Annotated in this window: 12 protein-coding genes; 5 read left to right on the forward strand and 7 right to left on the reverse strand. The window is 46.5% G+C overall.

Annotated features, from left to right (window positions below; all coding sequences use genetic code 11):
- Window positions 1–64: 64 nt before the first annotated feature.
- The 4 genes from MHH49_RS02990 to MHH49_RS03005 form a co-directional block, all read right to left on the reverse strand.
- On the reverse strand, window positions 65–6,757 hold the full coding sequence (locus MHH49_RS02990; RefSeq protein ID WP_341137872.1) for an S-layer homology domain-containing protein: 6,693 nt from the start codon (window positions 6,755–6,757) through the stop codon (window positions 65–67).
- Between the two features lie 149 nt (window positions 6,758–6,906).
- Entirely contained in the window at window positions 6,907–7,746 is an 840-nt protein-coding gene (locus MHH49_RS02995) for a carbohydrate ABC transporter permease (protein ID WP_080742424.1), read from the reverse strand.
- A 15-nt stretch (window positions 7,747–7,761) separates the two neighbouring features.
- On the reverse strand, window positions 7,762–8,700 hold the full coding sequence (locus MHH49_RS03000) for a carbohydrate ABC transporter permease (protein WP_036675858.1): 939 nt from the start codon (window positions 8,698–8,700) through the stop codon (window positions 7,762–7,764).
- 98 nt (window positions 8,701–8,798) lie between these two features.
- Window positions 8,799–10,142, reverse strand: a complete 1,344-nt coding sequence (locus tag MHH49_RS03005) for an ABC transporter substrate-binding protein (protein ID WP_038569278.1) — start codon at window positions 10,140–10,142, stop codon at window positions 8,799–8,801.
- 227 nt (window positions 10,143–10,369) lie between these two features.
- Here MHH49_RS03005 and MHH49_RS03010 point away from each other — a divergent pair, with 227 nt between their 5' ends.
- The 5 genes from MHH49_RS03010 (at window position 10,370) to nrdF (ending at window position 17,707) form a co-directional block, all read left to right on the forward strand.
- Window positions 10,370–12,193, forward strand: coding sequence for a sensor histidine kinase (locus tag MHH49_RS03010; RefSeq protein WP_081382494.1), 1,824 nt, complete (start codon window positions 10,370–10,372; stop codon window positions 12,191–12,193).
- 30 nt (window positions 12,194–12,223) lie between these two features.
- A complete protein-coding gene (locus MHH49_RS03015; RefSeq protein WP_052096847.1) occupies window positions 12,224–13,873 on the forward strand; it encodes a helix-turn-helix domain-containing protein in 1,650 nt (549 codons plus the stop codon).
- Between the two features lie 404 nt (window positions 13,874–14,277).
- Entirely contained in the window at window positions 14,278–14,637 is a 360-nt protein-coding gene (gene nrdI / locus MHH49_RS03020; protein WP_036675861.1) for a class Ib ribonucleoside-diphosphate reductase assembly flavoprotein NrdI, read from the forward strand.
- On the forward strand, window positions 14,624–16,708 hold the full coding sequence (gene nrdE, locus MHH49_RS03025; RefSeq protein ID WP_076099523.1) for a class 1b ribonucleoside-diphosphate reductase subunit alpha: 2,085 nt from the start codon (window positions 14,624–14,626) through the stop codon (window positions 16,706–16,708). The genes nrdI and nrdE overlap by 14 nt, the downstream gene beginning before the upstream one ends.
- Before the next feature lie 39 nt (window positions 16,709–16,747).
- On the forward strand, window positions 16,748–17,707 hold the full coding sequence (nrdF, locus tag MHH49_RS03030; protein ID WP_076099522.1) for a class 1b ribonucleoside-diphosphate reductase subunit beta: 960 nt from the start codon (window positions 16,748–16,750) through the stop codon (window positions 17,705–17,707).
- A 64-nt stretch (window positions 17,708–17,771) separates the two neighbouring features.
- Here the strand turns inward: nrdF and MHH49_RS03035 are convergent, their stop codons facing one another.
- The 3 genes from MHH49_RS03035 to MHH49_RS03045 form a co-directional block, all read right to left on the reverse strand.
- Window positions 17,772–18,131: a hypothetical protein gene (locus MHH49_RS03035; protein WP_036675871.1), complete on the reverse strand. Its 360-nt coding sequence runs from the start codon at window positions 18,129–18,131 to the stop codon at window positions 17,772–17,774.
- A gap of 499 nt (window positions 18,132–18,630) precedes the next feature.
- Window positions 18,631–19,404, reverse strand: coding sequence for an SDR family NAD(P)-dependent oxidoreductase (locus tag MHH49_RS03040; protein WP_036675873.1), 774 nt, complete (start codon window positions 19,402–19,404; stop codon window positions 18,631–18,633).
- A gap of 289 nt (window positions 19,405–19,693) precedes the next feature.
- Window positions 19,694–20,956, reverse strand: coding sequence for a HAMP domain-containing sensor histidine kinase (locus MHH49_RS03045; protein WP_340950471.1), 1,263 nt, complete (start codon window positions 20,954–20,956; stop codon window positions 19,694–19,696).
- Window positions 20,957–21,005: the final 49 nt, after the last annotated feature.

Below are 21,005 nucleotides of genomic sequence, written 5' to 3' on the forward strand. Positions count from 1 at the left end.
TCCAAATCTATAAAGAACCTGGCAGCCCGCTTAATGCAGCCTGCCAGGTTCTTTGAAATGCTACTTACAAATATCCCAGCAGATTGGAGATAACTTGCGCACCTTCGGCACGGGTCATCGTCTCTTGTGGCGCGAATTGCTTATTGCCGCGTCCCTTGATCAGTCCCGCCTGTTCGGCGATATTTGCTGCGCTCTTCGCCCAGTCATGAATCCGGGAATAATCACTGAACGATCCTACAGCAGGTTCATTGGTCCCGCTTCCCTGCAAATATTCATAAGCACGAACGATCATCACAGCCATTTCCTCGCGGGTAATGCTCTGATCCGGTGCGAACGAATCTGCACTTCGTCCGAGCACGATGCCAGCTCCGCTAACAGCTGCAACGGCTTCGGCATACCAGGCCTTGGAATCCACATCACCAAATGTTGCATGGCTTCCTGCCTTAAGCCCAAGCGCGCGTGCAATCATAGCAGCGAATTGTGCCCTAGTTACATCCCCTTGCGGATTAAATTCCGTACTGGAAATGCCTTCGATAATATGCTTCGCGGCCATGGTCTTAATCACATTAGTGGCCCAGCTGTCACTGCTGACATCCGTGAACAGCTTATCGTATTCCAGGACCGCATACTGGCTGAAATGCCGTATTTCAGCAGTCCACTTACCATTAGTCAACGTTCCGCCCATGAAATCAAGCGCACCATTTGCAGAAATATAGTAGCTGCCTAGCAAGCTTATATTGGCATCCGGATCTACGTTGAACGTAAGTGTCAACGGTTTATCAAAAGCAGTTACCGTTACAGCAGTGCCGTTCGCAGCAACAACCTCCAAGCTGAAGTTGATCACATCACTTGCCGCAGATAAATGTACGGAACCATTAGCAGCCCGATTATTGATTAACTGTTCCACAGCATCTCTGGATACCTTCACTGCTGAGAGCTTAATTCGCGCCCCCTCCGTTTGACCTCCAATAGCTTTTTCTTGAATGCTCTTCAGCACTTCTGGGGTCAGATCGATAGCAACCTTACTCCAAGCCAGACGTAGAGTGTTCTCTCCGATGATTCCTGATAGTCCTGCTGGAAGCAGTATGGATTCTGTAGCTTCAGTAAGCTGAACCGTTATTACTCCTCCAACCGGTGCCGTGAAATCCTTTCGATCAAGAACCTTTTCGGCCTGCGGCAGCGGTGTTGGCGCCGGGGACGGGGTGACTGCTGGCGTTGGTGCTGCCGTCCACACTGGTGCTTCCGTTGGCGCCGGCGGAGATGTTGGTGCTGTTGTTGGCTCCGGTTCCGGCGTTGGCGTTGGTGTTGGTGTTGGTGTTGGTGTTGGTGTTGGTGTCACTACCGGAGGTTGCTCTGCTTCGCCCACTGTCACGGTTCTAGTCACTTCGATAGCCGCGTTGCCCGCCGCATCACTCACATTATAATGATAGGTGTAGATGCCTGCCGCCTTAGTGTCCAGTGCCAGCACATTCTCCTCATTCTTCGTAATCGTTGCTACAATGTGCTCCGTAATGTCGCCGTCACGGTCATCTACCGCTGTGGCTCCGGCATCCGTATAGCTTGCGCCATTTTCCAGTTGAATGGATGGTTCACCAAGCAGTGTAATCACCGGCTTCATTACATCCGGATCAAGTGCAACGACTACTTTTCTTGTCACTTCCGCAGCCGCATTGCCTGCAGTATCGCTGACATTATAATGGAAGGTATAAATATCAGCTTTCGCCGTATCGAGAGCAGTCAAGCCGTATACTTCACTGCTAACTGTTGTAGTTATACGGTCTGTAATATCACCATCCTTGTCATCATAAGCAGTCGCTCCTGCATCTGTATATTCAGAACCGATGTGCAAATTCACTGTCGCATCACCTAACAGAGTAATCAAAGGCTGAACAGTATCCGGCTCCGGCAGCTTGATTGTTCCGCTCGCTGAACTGTCCGCTGTAGCCTCTCCCTTACTCAGTGATACCGTAAAGCTGAAGCTGCCGTTAGTCTCATCGGTTGCTTCTTGGAAGGAAGACAAGGTAATCTCACCGATCGCAACTCCAGTATCATTGAGACCGGGCAGAGCGCGTATCGTCTGCAGCAGCCAAGTCTGGACAGCTTCTTCGCTGTTTGCCGCTTCCTTCTGCACGCTGTATACCGCACCTTCTATGATACTCTTAGCCTCATTTACAGCCTGCTCATTAGCAACACTGGCTTTATCTCTAGCTACAGCCACATAGCTGATCAATGCAGCCTGATTGCCTGAATACGTATTGTTTATTGAGTATTTCACAGTACCGCTCAACGGAAGCGTGAAGTCATAGTTAATCATAGCGCCATTAGGACCTGCGACGAGGCCGGTTCGGACCGGTTTGGTCACTTCTTTCCCTTCAGCGTCAATATAGCTGAGCGTAATATCCATCGTGCGGTTGGTGTTGTTCCACCAGTCCCGATGGAATGACGTAATCGTATATTTGCCTGCGTTCAAAGGGAGCAGGTATACAAGTGGATTATTTTTTGTATCCGAACCATAAACACCTGTCTGACTTTTATCAGAAGGAACTACAGCGCCACCAAGCCCCTTGAGGAGGTACTTAGTACTGGTATGCCCCCATACGCTATTGCCTGTCGAAGGCTGATCCGCCTTGTTATTAAGCAAGCTGTCACCTACAAAATCCTTGATTAACGTATACGGCGGCGTGATACCGTCCACCGATACACCAGCATCGAGGAAGTATAAGAGCCCCTCCGGCACCACTTCCACATAACAAGTTGTTTTCAGATTTCCATAAGTGCCGGTTACAGCTACCCGTTCATACGGATTATTGAAGCTGGCCGCATTTACATTCCACTTTACTGATACCAGCAATTTGGATCCGTCTGCCCGAGTGGCTTCCACCTTGTCTGGAAGATTCGGCAGTTTTCCGGCATAAGTAGCCAAATCCTGAGGAGCGACAAGCTCCCGTATATCTCCCGTAGTCAACTGGTTCTGGGCGGAGATCAGGCGTGCTTCAAGCTGAGTAACTCCTTCCTGATCCAATTTGTATAAAATAGGATTATCCAGCGCTTCCTGTGCAGCGCTCTGTGCATCTACGAAGAGCTGCCAGTCTCTGTCCGAATATTCATCCTGTTTGTTCATTTCTTTCGCGGCTGTTACCGCCGCCTGAAGAGCAGCAGTATCTACAGTGCCGGTTACTTCCCCGGAAACAACCGCCACCGCATCGACAACCAAGGTGCCGCTTACCACCTTTATTTGCACATGGTGCTGGCCATATTTAAGCCCGCGGAGTGTGTACGTCTGGTACAGCTCCTTGGAAGCTAATGTATCAGCCGATAGAGTAATAACTTTTCCGTCCACCGTTACCTCAAGCTTCGCCGATCCGTTATTCGCTCCTAGAATATCCAGTCCGGTACCTTCAAACGTGTATTCCATTGCAGCGTCTACAGCCTGGCTGGTAGAAAGAGAACGCTGGTAAATGTACATGCCCGCTCCGTTTATATGGCTCCACGACCCGGTATATATCAATTTAGGGTTCGGAGCAGCAGCCAGGTCATACATTTCAAGATTGTCTAGAAGCTCTGAATAATACGGCGTGTAGCCCTCAACCTTCTCCACCTTCAAATTATCGAAGCGGACGTGATAGTAGCCGCTGGCCAGATCTACCCGGCCGGACAATTCAGGAGTAGGATCGGTATAGGAAGCCAGCTTCACCCCATCCAGATAGGCGGTCACTTTATCGCCCGCAACCTGAACGGCAATATTATGCCATGCGTCATATGCGGTATCGAATCCGTCGATCTTCACGCCGCCGGAACCGTTCGCGGCATTTCCGCTCGCAACTGCGCTATTGTTGACCAGCAGCTGCCAGCCGCCGTCGAACCAGAATTTCAGCACATACGGTGTACCGGTTATGGAGTGGGAACTGCCACCTCCTTGATAACGGGCACCTATCGCAGCATAATTGGCTCCGCCCTGAGTATTGTTTGTTTCGAACGAAACATCAACACTGGCCTTGTAGTTCATCCACCGGTTGTCGCCGATGGCCGTTACTGGATCTCCGCTGTTCCATGTGCCGCCAAGCCCCATGGTTCCCGTGTCCAGCTGCTGCCGCAGGACATAATTGTCAGACCCGTCCGGAAGATAGGCCTCAAATGCCCCATTGCGGTCATGGGTATAACGCGGGATAACGCTTTGGGAACCGCCGCGGGATTCGATATAGCTCTGGGTACCCTCAGATTGACCGCCTGCACCAATCTTCACAACAGTCTGCTTGGAATAGTCAAAATCATCAGCGTACAAAATGTTATCCCCAGTACTGTGTCCCGCTCCTGTAGCATCAGTATCCAGTACGGTACGCTCGCCTTCTACAGGCAGCGGTGTATTATATTCTTCTTTATCCTTGTTCTTCAAAGTAGACACAGTCACGGTCGAATACGGCTTAATCTTAACGGTATATACCCCGCTACCGTCTGCAGTGACGTCTCCAAGATACTGCATATAATTGCTGTTGAACGCTTCTCCTGCATCAGCGGCACGGGTTTCCCATACTTCCATGGATGGATTACCCGTATAAGCCATATTGACTGTCTGCAGCTTGTAGATTTTGGAATACTCGCTGTCGTTCACGATAACCGTCGAGAAATCTTTTTTATCAGGTGCTGCAAGGGTTATATAGCTAGGAGAACCGTTGCGGCCGCTTACCGGATTGGTGCCTGTCGCACCTGTGGAGCTGGCTTGAGGAACCGCTCGCCAGATCCCAGCAGTATTATCCTCGTTCTCCCAGCCTACATTCGCAAACCAGCTATAATGCTGCAAAGTGACAAGACCCGCATCATAATGAATCCAGCCTGACCACGGATCGCGCATGCTGACCAATTCCTTGAAGGAATATTGTCCGCCTTCATAAAAGGAACCAATGGCTGGCTGGTAAATAAAGTGCGTCCGGCGGGAGTTAACAAATCCTTTAATAATCGTGTTACTCATCTCCAGCGGACTGCCGACACCACCAATGCCGGTTCCTGCCACTGTAGGATCTTTCATATTGTTGTTAGGACGGAAAGAGGAATTACTGAAGGTAGACTGCGCCTCACTGTTCCAGATCTCAATATCATATTGTTCTGCGAGTTTTTTGAAATTGCCTGCGCTGTCGTCGTCCGTGTTGTAGTGGTATCCAGCAATCGGCACAGCTTCCCGCAGAGAAGGATCACTCACCATACTGGCACCGAAGCTGCCAATCCCGACTTCATCGGAAATCACAGACTTGATCCGGTTGTACAGTTCCCGCTCTTCGGTGCTGTTGAAGCCTTCGCTGTCAGTCTTGACTCTCTCAGCGTACTGTTTGGTCCACGCCAAATCTGGAGCGTGCTCGTTGATATAAGGATTAACGTAATCGGCCATATAACCGTATTCACGATAAGCGGCCAGAATGGTTTTTTTGTACCAGGTATAGATTTTGTCGTTGTTATTCGCCCAGGCCGGAGCACTCCATCGCAGGATGCTCACTTTAAGATCAGGGTTCACTGCCTTGGCATCTGCGGCAAGCTGGAAGCCGGGATGCCGGGTAACATTTGCCTCTTCATCGGCCGTACGCATAGTCGCCGGGTCAGGTCCCGTGGAGTTATTGCGGTCATTGCCCATCTCGATTTTCACATGCGTCATGAGCGGATGTTCTCCACCGAACAAGATCTGTAGCATTTCTGCATAAGCCTCTGGATGCTCTGACTTATAGTCCAGCAAAAGCGCACTGGTGCTGTTAGCGCTTAGTACGCCAAATCCCTTAAATGTGAGGCCGTTGACATTGTCAGCTTGGATATCGTTGCCGTCAAGCAGAACCTTGACCATAGAAGCTGCGCTCTGTGTAGCTTCTTCGATCTGTTTCTTGATTCCGCCCTTGGCAACGGCGAACCAGCTCAAAATAGGTTTTTCGTCAGCAACATAGGCGTAAGTCAACGTCATTGGACTACTAACGTCAATGTCTCCAGGAATGGTGAATTCGCCTGAAATTAGCTTAGTCACATTAGTGTTGAACTGGTCAAACAAGATCGTCTTGGTTGCCCCGCTAGCATCCTTATACTCGATCTGAGGACGTATTACACGGGAGCGGCTGCCATACCAATCATGGAAACCGCTGCTGAGCGTATAGGTTCCAGCTTCAAGCGCTTTTAATTTATACACGATATGATTGCTGGCAGGGTCGGCACGAAGTCCGACAGTCCATAGGGACGGATCAGTAGCTGGATCGGTAAGTCCCCCGTCTTTGGAATTCTTAACCTTGTTTACGGAATCATCAAATCCCCAGTCCGCCGTACCGCTGATATACTTCTGGTCGGGGGACTGGTTGAGCAAATCGCTGCCGCTCAGCGTGCGAACCGCTTCGTACAGCGGCGAGGAAGTAGGCCCGTTGCCTACGGAATCGCCCCCTCTGCCGCTATCCACAAAGTAAACCAACGGATTACTTGCGGGCGGAATAACTTCCACACTGGCAACGACCGGCCCCCCGTTCGCTGTACCGCTGACGGTCACGGCATCGTATGGCACGGCAAAGGTATCTGCACCAATATTCCAGTTCACTGCTGTGCTCTGGCCTCCGATATCAATGCTGGATGGCAGAGTAGTATCTGCAATTGTTGTCGCCCCCATATGGGCGGCAGCGTAGATAGAATTTACGGTAGCAGCAGAGGCTGCAGACAGAGTGAATGCCGGAAACATCCCAACTACGAGCGCAGTAGTCATCGTTATTGAGAAAAACCTTTTACGAAAGTGCCTTCTGTTCATTCTCTTCTCCTCCTTTGATTGTAAATCAATAAAAGAAAGCGTATTCATTTCGTTGTTAAACGAATAATCACTAGATTTATACAGACCCCTTTGACTTATAAAAAACCTGGCAGCCTATAAAAAATGCAACTGCCAGGTGAAATACGGTTCTAGCCCTTAATGCCCGATGCTGCAACACCTTGTACAAAGTACTTTTGCAGAGCCAGAAAAACAATTACAACCGGAATAATGGAAACCACACTTGCGGCCATAATCAGGCCATATTCGGCGGAATATTGCGAGATGAACATTCTTAGTCCAATTTGGATGGTCTTGAGTTTCGTATCCGTCAGATAAATCATTGGCCCCAGGAAGTCATTCCAGGTGGCGACAAAGGTGAAGATCGTCAATGTAGACAATGCTGGCTTGGACAACGGCAGCATGATTCGCGCCCAAATTCCATATTCGCTCAAGCCGTCAATACGGGCAGCCTCGCATAATTCATCCGGAACACCTTGATAGAACTGGCGCATCAGAAATACTCCAAATGCCGAGAATGCCTGCAGCAGTATGATTGCCAAATGCGTGTTGTTAAGCCCCATGTAACGCATCAGGATAAATTGCGGCACCATGTAAGCCTGCCAAGGGATCGCAATTGTTGCAATATATCCAAGGAATAGAATGTTTTTTCCCCGGAAATGCAGTTTGGAAAACGCATACGCAGCAAAGCTGGAAGTCAGTAGTTGTAGAATCGTTACGATAATCGATAATTTCGCCGTATTGTAAATAAAACGGCCCAGCGGAATGCGTGTCCAGATATCCGCGAAATTCTCCCAGCGCGGATTCTGTGGAATCCACTGCATTGGGAAGGAAAACACATCTTTGTTCATCTTGAGTGAAGAAGACAACATCCATATATACGGAACCAGCATCGCCAGTACTGTCGCAAACAACAAAATATACACAAGAACCATAAGGCTGATTCTAAGTCCTTTACTTTTACCAACCATATCTTTTGAATCCTCCTATTGTCCGTATTTCTTCTCGCCGCGGAACTGGACGATGGTGATGCCAAGTACCAGCAGAAACAATACAATGGCCATGGCGCTGGCATATCCGTAATCAAGCGAGCGGAACGCCGTATTGTAGATTTGATACACCATAACCCTTGTAGAATCATTCAACTGGTTATCGGCGCCGGCAAATAGGTTGATAAAGATATCGTAGACTTTGAACGAATTGATGACTAGAATCATCAGAACAAAGAAAGAGGTAGGCGCCAGTTGAGGGACCGTCACATTGCGGAATCTTCTCCACGCGCCCGCACCATCAAGTTCAGCAGCCTCATACAATTCAGGGTTGATGCCCTGAAGACCTGCCAAGTAAATAACCATGTAATAACCCATGTTTTTCCACACTGTGAACAGTATTACTGTGAACATCGCCCAGTGTTTATCCGCCGCCCAGCGGGGAAGATCCTCCAGCGGGATACCGGTAAGGGTATGCAGGATATTGTTGATCGGACCCATCGTAGGACTGAAGATAAAGTTCCATACGGCAGCAACGGCTACCAGGGATGCTACATAAGGGAAAAAGAATACGGTTCTCATGAAATTGCGGGCCATTATCTTCTGATTAAGCAGGATCGCCAGCGCCAGCGCGACAATCATGGTAAACGGTACTACGCCAATAGTGTAAACAATGGTATTCCATAATGCTTTGTGAAATGTTGTATCTCTGATCAACCGGGTGAAATTGTCCAGCCCGATAAACTTCATTGGATTGGCCCCGTCCCATTTCACAAAAGCAAGGATAAAGGCAAAGAACATAGGTACCAGTGTAAACAGGGCAAATCCGATAAAGTTCGGCGCAATGAAGCTGTAAGCTACCAGGTTTTCCCGGACACCTTTTGACAAATGACGTTTAGGGATCTTTTTTGTACCCAATATGGTTTCGTTCTGCATTCTTTCTCCTCCAAACCTTCTAAAACTTCCCCACAAATCTATACGCTTTAATATAAAAGGCGGGCTTTCACCCGCCCTTAGAACCGGCTCTCTTAAGGTTAATTATTCAAGAGCTGCTGTACGCGAGCATTCATATCATCCAAACCTTCGTCAATCGAAGCATTTTTAGTCATAATATTGTCATGCGCTTCATTCAAAATAACTTCGATGTCCGCGCTCTTTTCATGCATAGGCATTTCCAGATAAGTCTTAACAGTAGTCAGTGCCGCTTTGCTGTTCTCATCCGCAGGGAAGCCCTCGATGGAAGTAATGGAATTGATAACTTCATCATTCTTAATCGCTGGAATGGTTCCGGTGGAAGCAATAACTTTAGCGCCTTCTTCACCAGTCACGAATTTCATGAAATCAAGTGCTGCTTCTTTATGTTTGGATTTCTGATTTACAGCCAGAGAAGTAATTGTACCCAGGGTTGTACCGGCTTCCACACCATCCGGATGAGGGTATTTCGCAATGCCCCAGTTAGCCGATTGGGACTCGCCGCTCTTCACTTTCTCAATCTGTGTAGCGATAAACCAGCTGCCCATGTTCATAGTAGCAACGGAATTATTGTAGAATACGCCAGAATAGTGCGTGCTTGAAGTCTTCAGTGTGGCGTAATCCATTACGATGCCGTCTTCCTGTTCTTTCAGGATCCGCTCATAGGTTGGCTTCAAGAAATCGTAGTTTCCGTCAACAACAGTGTTCTTGCCGTCCAGAATACCGAACAGTTGAACCGCACTACGCCAAGTATGGTAGTGAGCTCCGTACACTTTTTCAGAACCGCTGCCAGAAGTCATTTTTCTGGCCAACTCATCATATTGCTCGAATGTCATATCATTGCTTGGATATTCCACTCCTGCTTTGTCGAACAAATCTTTATTGTAGTAGAGAATCCAGAAATCGCTGCGGAAAGGAAGCGCATACACCTCATCGTTCACTTCGATTTGTTCTACAGTACCTCCATATACCGAAGGATCAATAGCGTTGCCACTCATAAAGCTTTTAAGCGGCTCTAGGTGATTCTGTTTCACAAGGTTCGAGTAGCCCGGAATATCTTTAATTGTAAGTACGTCCAGATCTGCGCCACCGGACAGTTGTGTGCTTAACATGGTCATATAGTCCGTCGACCCCAGATCGACATATTCGATCGTTACATTCGGATGCTCAGCTTTATAGGCATCGATTAGCGGCTTGTAGTAAGCGGTAGCTTCCCAATCCCACAAGGCCCATTTCAAAGTCACAGGCTCCTGGCTCGGTTCAGCGGAAGCGTTTGCAGAATTCCCCGTTGCTGGAGCTGTCGTTGCAGCAGCACCTTCGTTGTTGTTATTACCAGAACATCCAGCCAGCAGACTCATGGAGAATACTGTGGCGAGGGTTATGCCATAGAATCTTTTCAGTTTCATTTAAATATCCCCTTTTCTTCTGATTGTGTAACTACGATCGGCTCTTCTGAGCTTAGTTCAAAGTTTATAGCTTTTTCCGCAAGAATGGCATGCATTATCAAACAAAGTTCATTCACTTTTCTGTGCTCTTCTTCCCTGCTCGGGTTCAAACCTGTAATTTTCTATCTAAAACATGTAAAATATTCAGCTTATGTACCTCCCCCTGTATCGGAACGCAGGAATATGCTATGGTATATGAAAACGCTTTATATGTTTTCACATTTTGTAGAGGAGTGTTAAATACGGTAAGAAAATCCACCATTAAAAGTCGCATTATTCTGCTCATGGCCGTATTCGCACTGCTGATAGCGTCGCTGCTTTCTTTTTTCAGCTATGAATTAATTACTTATTATCAGCGTAAAACAACCATCCAGGCGACCGAGTTCAATCTGCAGCTGGTATCTCATATTATTGAACAGGATTTGATTGATCTGTCATCCCTGGCGATGACCTGCAGCACTAACTCTTCTACTAATACCCTGATCACAGACTACTTCAGCTCACCTAAGGCTAGCTCTAAGGAAGCAGTTAATGTATTCAACTCGATGCAGCAGGACTTCCTGAACAACCGCTCCAACAGCTATGCCCGCCGTCTGATTGTTACGGATAGCAACGGCAAGTTTCTGCAGGTGGATAAAACCGGCACCTCTGTTCCGCTTACCATACACAATATCGGTCAAATTACCGGCCTTAGCAATGATGCCGAGGAGAAATGGGACCGGGTGATCAAGGACCCGCTCTCCAACACGAACGGAATTCCTTTTGTTTTTCCTATTTACGGCAAAGGAGCTTCCCGGGTTGGAACGGTGTACCTGTTAGCGAATACAACTGTTATTACCGACAAGCTGAAAGGGTACTCCCTGCCGAAGAATTCCCGGCTGCTGCTGACGCTCGGCAATCATCATTATCAGCTCATCGGCGATCAGGTCATCGCCATTGCAGAGCCGTATGAACCGGTGGCCTATACCAATGATAAACCTGTCGGTCCGCAAACCGAGCTGTCCATGGTCAAGCTGGCGGACGAGAAAGAGAGCCATATCGTGGTATCTTATCCCGTACGCAGCGGAGTCATTCTGTCACAGACTTTATCCAATGACCTGTTCGCTCCCAAGACAAATATATGGATTCTGGTTATGCTCGGCGTCTGTCTCCTGGTTATTGTCTTAAGCGCTATCATTACGCTGTATCTGACCCGTACCATCAGTCTTCCGGTGGAAAAACTGAAGAAGCGGATTGATAAGATCGCCCAGGGCAATTTCCTGCTGGACCGCAATATCGAATGGAACAGCGAGCTTGGCGATGTCGGACGGGGTATTAACCGCCTGTCCCAAGATATCGTAGCGCTTATGGACAGCCGGCTCGCTGACGAGAAACAGAAACAGGAGCTGGAATACCGGATGCTGCAGAGTCAGATCAATCCCCATTTCCTGTACAACACACTGAATTCGATCAAATGGATGGCTACAATTCAGAATGCTACCGGCATCGCAGAAATGACCACTTCACTATCTAGACTGCTGCGCAGCATCGCCAAAGACAACCGTAGACTGATGCCGCTGAAGGATGAGCTGAGCCTGCTGGATGATTATTTTCTGATTCAGAAATACCGCTATGGCAGTACGGTCTCTATGGTAAAGGAGATTGACAACGAGGAACTGCTAACCGGCCTAATTCCACGATTCACGCTCCAGCCCCTGGTCGAGAACGCCATCTTCCATGGCATTGAGCCCAAAGGCAGAGGAGAAATTCTCATTAAGGTGGCCAAAAGTGGATTCGCCGATATTCTAGTTACGATTGAAGACAACGGTGTAGGGATGAAGGAAGAAGAAATCTCCACGATTCTGTCGAATCCAGGTGACGGAAGCAAAGAAATGCCCGAGAATATTGGACTCCGCAGCGTAAATGAACGTTTGCGCCTGGCATTTGGGGATAATTACGGTCTTTCGATTGAGAGTGAGTCGGGCCAATATACCCGGATGAAGATTCTTCTGCCGTTCCTGCAAAAGGAATAGAGTAGCATACCAAGCAAGGATGTGATGGAATTGATCAAGTTGTTAATCGCTGATGACGAGGCGCTGGTCTGTATCGGCTTGCAGTCCATGCTGAAGTGGGAGCAATATAATATAGAAATTGTCGGCATTGCACACAACGGGGCTCAAGAGGAAGAAATGATTGACACCCTCCGTCCTGACATTGTAATCAGCGATATAAAAATGCCAATTAAAAGCGGCTTAGAAGTTGCCAATGCGGTACGCAAAAAACACGGCCGGCTTCCGCTGTTTATCATCTTAACAAGCTACGAGGAATTCGAATACGCACGTGGAGCGATTGAAGTGCAAGCCACAGATTATCTAGTGAAGCTGGAACTGACACCAGAGGCACTTGATGCCTCCATTCGGAAAGCAATTTCCCAATTGGAGGCTTTTCAAACCCTAGACAGCTATCCCATGCTTGCTCATAGAGGCAATCTACAAGCCCAACGCGATAAATTTTTCATCCGCCTGTTCAATAACTTATTCGCAAATAAAAACCAGTACCTTCTGCAGAGAGATGATTTAAACCTTGAGCTCAAGGAACCTGCTTATCTAGTCTGCACTTGCCGTATTTTGGGACCAGACAGTGTCCCGCCCCGCGGCGATAAAATGGTTGCTCTGTGCTCAAGTACCGTCCAAATGGCCAAAGATACGCTTACTTCCATAAGACCTTGTTATGTGACCAGTCTGGACTTGCGCAATTTTGCTGTAACCCTGCCCGTCAACGGGACGGATTCACGGCAATGGATGCCTGAGATTGAAATGCTATTGACCCATATGGCCTCCATACTCCATAACTACTTCAATGTAAGGATCATCGGCGCGATCGGCTTTGCGGTCGAGGATCCTTATTTGCTGCGGGAAAGCTACCTCGCTGCGCGAAAAGCGCTTCCTGCTGCGGTTAAAGCACAGTCGTTTGTGTTTTTTGCCGAAGGAGAGTCGCTGGAGCAGGATCATCTGTTGTTTGATTTCTCCGAATTGCGTACAGAGATCCGCCGTGCTTTTGAAGAAATGGATACCCAAGCTTTATACGCCATTATCTCCAAAATGATCGAAATCTTCGACGGCCGGGCCGACCTGCTGGTTCCCGCCACTGATGCCGCCTGCAACATTCTGTATATGGCCACTTCACTACTTGCAGACGGTGAGAATATTGTGGAGCAAATTTTCGAAAATGAACCGGAGGGCTACCGGGCTATCTACCAGATGCATACGATTGAAGAGATCGCCGGCTGGCTGATCCAGTTCAGGGACGGTTGCTCGGACATCCTCTCTACCCGCAGACAAAGCTACAAGGAGCAGCTCGTCAAAAATGTCCAAGAGTATATTAAACGAAATCTCGGAACTAAGCTCTCGCTCAATCAAGTGGCGGATGTCTTCAATTTCAGTCCCAACTATCTGAGCCACCTTTTCTCCAAGGTTGCCAAGGTCAACTATGTGGAATATATCACGGAGATCAAAATCACGACAGCCAAAGAAATGATGGCACGCGGGGAAGGTCGCATCTACGAAATCTCACAGAAGCTGGGATATGAGAGTGCCTTCTATTTCAGCAAGGTCTTCAAAAAGGTAACCGGAATTTCCCCCAGAGAATACATGCAGCAACTTAAAGCAGATTCACCGCCTGACCGAAGCCTCGGAGTAAACAACCGTTCTTGAGATCAAGAGATTATTAAGAATAACCCCACTTCGCAAAAATAAAGCCAATAAATCTGCAAGGAGCAGGCTCTGTTCCTTGCAGATTTATTGGCTTGCCATCACCCTCAGCAGCATCCCTAAGTATCACCCTTACTCCTGCAAATTTTTTTATTTTTATTTTTAAACTAGCAAAATACTAATACTCCGGTCTTTCTGCCCTAAAAGCCTGCCAAAAAACCGCTTACGAGACACTTTCCCAGCTATTAAGACGGCTGTTCCCATATTGACTTTTCAACATATAGTAATTAAAATAAACAACGCACACTAAATATAGTATAGATACAATTTTTCAGTATTTAAAGCTTATCCATTCAGTTTTCATACTATTTTCAATAGTTTTTAATATTTACAGGGGGACAGACACCATGCTAGTCGCGTATGATTCAAAAACAGGAAATGTCAGACGCTTCATCAGCAAACTTAAGTTGCCGGCTGTGCAGATTGAGGAGCATATGACGATTGACGAGCCCTATGTGCTTATTACATATACCACCGGCTTTGGACAGATTCCAGAAAAGGTGTCTACTTTCTTGAAGAACAATAATGCCAATCTGAAAGGCATAGCCGCCAGCGGCAATAAGAACTGGGGCGAGCTGTTCGCGCACAGCGCGGACTTGATTGCAGATCGGTATAACGTGCCCGTTATCGGTAAATTTGAGTTATCGGGTACATTTGGCGATGTAGAACGGATTAAACAGGAGGTGAGCCGGGTTGCGGCATATTGAATTAAACAACATGTTGATGAAGAGAGACGAAAGTGGCTTCTTTCAGTTAGACAAAGATCTTGAGGCAGTAGCCGAATTTATGCGGGATGTAGAGCGCCGGAGTCTGGCTTTTGCGAATACAAAAGCCAAGGTTGATTATATGATTGAACAGGATTTCTACGAGAATTTTTACGAACAGTACAGCACGGCGGAAATTGAAGAAGTCTACCAGATTACCCACGCCTACAACTTCAGTTTTCCATCTTATATGGCAGCTTCGAAATTCTACACGGATTACGCTGTAAAAACCAATGACCGCAAACAATATCTGGAGCATTACCCGGACCGTGTGGCGGCAGTCGCCCTTCACCTGGGACGCGGCAACGCCGATACTGCCGGGGTACTTGCCCGTTCGATGATGGAACAGCGCCTGCAACCTGCGACCCCAACCTTCTTAAATGCCGGTAAGAGCCGGCGTGGTGAGCTCGTCTCCTGCTTCCTAATCGAAATGGACGACTCGCTCAATTCCATCAACTATGTGCTGAATACCTGCATGCAGTTGTCGAAGATCGGTGGCGGTGTGGCCGTCAACCTATCCAAGCTACGCTCCCGTGGTGAAACTATCAAGGGTGTTGAGGATGCTGCGAAGGGAATTATACCTGTACTTAAGCTGATGGAAGACGGCTTCTCCTATGCAGATCAGATGGGTCAGCGTAAAGGATCAGGAGCAGCCTATTACAACATTTTTGGCTGGGACGTTCTGGAATTCCTCGACAGCAAGAAGATCAATGCCGACGAAAAAACAAGACTCAAAACCCTGTCCATCGGCCTGATTATTCCGAACCGCTTCTATAAGCTGGCGAAGGACAATGAAGCACTGCATGTATTTGCTCCTTACAGTGTGTACAAAGCCTACGGAACGCATCTCGACGATATGGATCTGGATGACATGTATGATAAGCTGCTGGCCGATCCACGTGTCAAAAAGAAGAAAGCTATGAGCGCACGGGATATGCTGACCAAAATTGCCATGATCCAGCTGGAATCTGGCTATCCATATATCATGAACAAGAGCAATGCCAATGCGGCCCATGCTCTGAAAAACGTCGGACAGATCAAAATGTCCAACCTTTGTACTGAAATCTTCCAGCTGCAGGAGACCTCAGAGATTGCCGACTACGGACAGGAGAGTACAATCCGCCGCGATGTAAGCTGCAATCTGGCTTCCTTGAACATTGTTAACGTGATGGAACATGGCAAAATCCGTGAATCCGTACATGAGGGCATGATCGCCCTGACCGCTGTTAGCGATATGACCAGTATTTCCAATGCCCCAGGCGTAGCCAAAGCAAACAAGGAGATGCACTCTGTCGGTCTTGGCGTCATGAATCTGCACGGCTATCTGGCTAAGAACAACATTGCTTATGAAAGCGAGCAGGCCCGCGATTTTGCCCGGACCTTCTTTATGACCATGAATTTCCACTCGCTGGAGAAAAGCATGGAAATCGCTGCCGCGACGGGCCGATCTTTCCATGGATTTGAGGCTTCTGATTATGCTACGGGAGCTTATTTTGAGCGTTACCTGACTACCGATTACCGTCCGGTTACCCCAAGGGTACAAGAGTTATTCGGAGATATTTATATCCCATCCCCAGCTGACTGGGAACAATTGCGGGATGCGGTAAAAGCAAATGGCCTATACCATGCTTACCGTTTGGCGATTGCGCCAACGGCCAGCATTTCCTATATCCAAAACGCCACTTCAAGCGTTATGCCGATTGTTGAGCAGATTGAGACTCGGACTTATGCTAATTCAACTACTTATTATCCGATGCCGTACCTGCGGCCGGACAATGTGTTTTTCTATAAATCGGCTTACCAGATGGACCAGTTCAAGGTAATCGATCTGATCGCGGAAATTCAGCCCCATATCGACCAAGGTATCTCGACCGTTCTGCATGTTAACAGTGATGTTTCCACCAGAGAACTGGCCCGCTCCTACCTGTATGCGGCGCATAAAGGCTTGAAGTCGCTGTATTACACCCGGACCAAAAAGCTGTCTGTCGAGGAATGCCTCACCTGCTCAATCTAAAAGGAAGGCTATAGCCGCAGAAAAGGAGATTGCAATATTATGACCGCTATCCAAGCCGTTAACTGGAACCGTCCCGACGACGATTTCTCATTGATGTTCTGGAATCAGAACATTATGCAATTCTGGACGGACGATGAAATTCCATTATCCGATGATAAAATGTCCTGGCTCACGCTCAGTGAGCAAGAAAAGGACTCCTATATGAAGGTGCTGGGCGGTCTGACACTGCTGGATACGATTCAAGGCGGAGTCGGAATGCCGCAGATTATGGAGCATGTCGAAGGCCTTCAACGTAAAGCCGTACTGGGCTTCATGGGTATGATGGAACAAATTCATGCCAAATCGTACAGCAGTATTTTCACCACTTTGTCCTCTACAGAGGAGATCGACAGTGTATTCCGCTGGGTAGAAGAGAACCCCTTCCTCCAGTTCAAAGCGGAGACCATATCACAATATTACAAAAACATAGACTCACCTAAAGACCTGTACCTCGCCATGGCAGCCTCCGTACTGCTCGAGAGCTACTTGTTCTACAGTGGTTTCTTCTATCCCCTATATCTGGCTGGGCAGGGCAAAATGACTTGCAGCGGTGAGATCATCGACCTTATTCTACGGGATGAGAGCATCCATGGGGTATATGTCGGCGTGCTGGCACAAGAGATCTTTGACGGGCTCCCAGAAGACGAGCAACGCGAACTTCACCATACGCTGGTAGAATTGCTTCGACTGCTGCATGAGAATGAAGAGCGTTATACCGAGCAGATCTATGCCCCTATCGGATTGGTGGACGAGGTTAAGACTTTCCTAAGATACAATGCCAATAAAGCGATGATGAATCTGGGCCATGATCCGCTATTTGACGAGGAAGAGATCAACCCGATTGTTCAGAACGGGATCAGCACCCACACCAAGCAGCATGACTTCTTCTCGAAGAAAGGCAACGGATATGTCCGGGCGCTTAATGTGGAGCCACTGAAGGATGAAGATTTTCAATTTTAAATATAGATAAAACAAAAAGTGCGGAGAAAGCTCTCCGCACTTTTTGCTAACTCTATTTATTAGATTATTGCAATTTTTTCAGTACTGTTCTAGCTTCTTCATAGGTATCGTAAGCATCAGCAAAATCTCTTCCAAAAATACGTTTCAATTGCATTTTCCAAATTGGGTTTTTAGTTACATAAGCCCATCCTGCTTGACCAGCTGCTTTCGCCATCTCACCTGTTGGAGCCAACATTGCTGCAACTTCAGGAGAAAGTACACTTGCAGATTCAGTTACATCAGTTGTACCCGTAAATTTAGGACTAACAAGCTTCATGATATTCTCAAAATCTTTCAAGTATCCTGGAACATCCTCAGCAGAAAAATCGATAGATACTACATCGATGTGGTTTTCACTTTTGTTGTATTTAATTGTGTATGACATAATTGTATTCCTCCAAGTTTTAATAGTTATTTTTTAATAATAGAAAGTAATGTATGTAACTCCAACAGACAAAAAAATTTCTGCCCAGGCTTTTCAGTAACTTCTACTTTTGGCAACTGGGTTTGGAACAAACTGCCTTGTTTAAATGATGCCATATCGTTACAATCAATAGTAAATGACATCTATTTCCTGTATCGTTTTATTGCAACATCCTTTCTAATATATTTTAACTCATACCTATTACCTATATTATTATCGACAAATTTCTTTTTTTATTTATATTAAAATACAAATTTCTACAAATTCCAACATATCCATGGTTATATCTGCCTTAATTTCATTCACACTTGTGTAATTCCGTTATCATTTAGAAACAACTAAAAAAGGCTCTGCGTGCGCCTTCCAACTCCAGTCCATTCATCCTACAGGATTTTCGAACAGGAATACGCCGCAAAGCCTTCGATACTAGATGCTTATATAAGTAAATTAATCCGACTAATTACTTAGTTGCGGAGTAGCCCCCGTCAATCACATGTGCTGTACCTGTAATAAATGAAGCCTCATCACTTAGAAGGAAACATGCAAAAGCAGCTACTTCCTCAGGCGTACCATATCTGCCCAAAGCCGTTCCAGAAGCGATAAGAGATTGAAGCATCTCTACATCATCAGACAACAGCTTTTCGTATCTGTTCATGGTTGGTGTAGGGATAGGACCAGGGCAAATAGCATTTACTCTGATATTACGGTGACCCACTTCTTTAGCAACCGATTTAGTCATGCCCACAATGGCGTGTTTACTTGCTGAATAAGCTGCATCATTTGCCATCCCAATAAAAATACCATGCAAGGAGGAACAGTTTAGAACGGAAGCACCGGATTTCATATGTGGTAATGCATAATGCAACATGTAGAATTGGCCATTAAGATTTGTCTGAATCACCTTTTGAAACAATATCGGATCATATTCTGTAACATCCGCATTATCTCCTGTAATTGCTGAGTTATTATAAAGGCAATCAATCTTTCCATAAGCTGCTAAGGTTTGATCTACGATATTTTTGCAGTCTGCTTCAACTGAAACGTCTGACCGCACAAACAGTGCTTCTCCACCTAAAGCTTTGATTTCTTCGACTGTGTTAGCGCCAGCATCTGATCGATTGGCAACTACTACAGTACCACCCTCTCTTGCTACTCTCAATGCTGTAGCTTTTCCGATTCCGGTACCAGCACCCGTAATAATAACTACTTTGTTTTCAAATCTGTTGCTACTCATTATGCGCACCACTTTCTTATGTCTTTTTCAGGAAGAGGATTTGAACCTCATAGACCCTAATGTCACCTGATACAGTGTAGATTGGAACATTTTTGCAGAAAAATCGACAAAATTATCCTCTATATGACAACTTTATTGTATTTAATTGTATATAGCAATCAATATTTTAATCTACTTTTCCAACAATTGAGAATTTGGTTTTGATCGTCATAAAAAATACACCCCTTAGAATTTCATCAGATAAACCAGAAGTTTTATCCAATGTTATTCTAAGAGGTGTAATAAACCTCTACCTAACTCCACGAACTGGGACGTCGATTCGAACTTGACCTCCACCCGTCAGAGGAGAATTGCTAATATGCAGACTGCCCTGATGCTGCCTGACAATGGTGTCGGCAATATAAAGTCCCAATCCATAGTGACTTTTGGAGGTACGGCTACTGTCCCCTTGATAAAACTGCTTAACTGCAGATTGGAGTCCTTCACTCGTAAATCCTGATCCACTGTCTGCTACCGTTATACTCCACCAATCTTGTTTTGCCTCAACCTGCAAATAAATCACACTCTCATACGGGGAATACTCTACCGCATTAGCGAGTACATTCATCACAGCCCGATGAAGTAGTTCATTGTCTATCAACACCTCAGGGGGCAGATTATTGTCCTGGTGGAATTCTATCCGAAGATGCTTAGGGACAACCAACGCATCTAACTGCGTACGAATTTGCTGGATAAAAGCTTCCGTTCTAACCCATTTAGAGCGGGGAGAAATTTGTTTCCTCGTATTAGAAATCTCAATAAGTGTTGCCATGTATTGTTCGATTTGATCCGCATTTTTGGAAATATACCCTATATATTCTTGCTGATTCTCCGCTAAATCTGAGTCTATCAGCAAATCTGCATTTCCTTGAATAATCGTAAGAGGAGTCTTAATGTCGTGGGCAAGCGCAGAAATCTGCTCTTTTTTCATTTGTTCCAAATTCCATTGCTGTTCTAGCGACTTTTTCAATTCCTCTCTCAGCTGTTCCAGGGATGATAGCACCTCATCAATTTCACTGACCCCAGAATACACGACAGTAAAATCCAAATTCTTAGCTTCAATGTGATGTGCAGCTTCTTGCAAGGAAGCCATTTTTTGACTCAGTCTTCGAGCGAAAAATCCAGAAATCAGAATAACTTCCAGTAACATCAGAACTACAAAAAACAGCAATAACGTTAATTGCGGATTAGGCAGCGTGTTATGCAGAAAATTCGAGGTGAACTGCGGTACGATTGCATATTGCAGTACGATAACCTCATGCTCCCGCTCAATCACATCGGTGCAGTTTGTACCCATGAGATTACAACTGCTTTGATTCTTCTGCAATATATCTAGAGCGCGTTCTTTAGGAATATTTCCTGAAATATAGTTCTTTTGCTGATCCAATACCGCATGTTCCGCTCCCCAAGGGATCATTTCTTGCGTAATTTCTGGCGCACGCTGCAAAACATCCCAAGACTTTGCAATGGATTGCTCAGTATGGTTTGCTGGAACAATCATTCCATACTGCATTAAGAGAGTAAATACCCCTAAACACAGAAATGCCAATAATAGAGTACAC

Source organism: Paenibacillus sp. FSL F4-0122 (assembly GCF_038002845.1).
Classification (GTDB): Bacteria; Bacillota; Bacilli; order Paenibacillales; family Paenibacillaceae; genus Paenibacillus_AQ; species Paenibacillus_AQ odorifer.

Bases quoted from the DNA above. Each gene is read 5' to 3' on its own strand.
- MHH49_RS03045 (WP_340950471.1), bottom strand. From the start codon at position 20,956: ATGCAGTATGGAATGATTGTTCCAGCAAACCATACTGAGCAATCCATT.
- nrdI (WP_036675861.1), top strand. From the start codon at position 14,278: ATGCTAGTCGCGTATGATTCAAAAACAGGAAATGTCAGACGCTTCATC.
- MHH49_RS03000 (WP_036675858.1), bottom strand. From the start codon at position 8,700: ATGCAGAACGAAACCATATTGGGTACAAAAAAGATCCCTAAACGTCAT.
- MHH49_RS03010 (WP_081382494.1), top strand. From the start codon at position 10,370: ATGGTATATGAAAACGCTTTATATGTTTTCACATTTTGTAGAGGAGTG.
- MHH49_RS03005 (WP_038569278.1), bottom strand. From the start codon at position 10,142: ATGAAACTGAAAAGATTCTATGGCATAACCCTCGCCACAGTATTCTCC.
- nrdF (WP_076099522.1), top strand. From the start codon at position 16,748: ATGACCGCTATCCAAGCCGTTAACTGGAACCGTCCCGACGACGATTTC.
- MHH49_RS03040 (WP_036675873.1), bottom strand. From the start codon at position 19,404: ATGAGTAGCAACAGATTTGAAAACAAAGTAGTTATTATTACGGGTGCT.
- MHH49_RS02990 (WP_341137872.1), bottom strand. From the start codon at position 6,757: ATGAACAGAAGGCACTTTCGTAAAAGGTTTTTCTCAATAACGATGACT.
- MHH49_RS02995 (WP_080742424.1), bottom strand. From the start codon at position 7,746: ATGGTTGGTAAAAGTAAAGGACTTAGAATCAGCCTTATGGTTCTTGTG.
- MHH49_RS03035 (WP_036675871.1), bottom strand. From the start codon at position 18,131: ATGTCATACACAATTAAATACAACAAAAGTGAAAACCACATCGATGTA.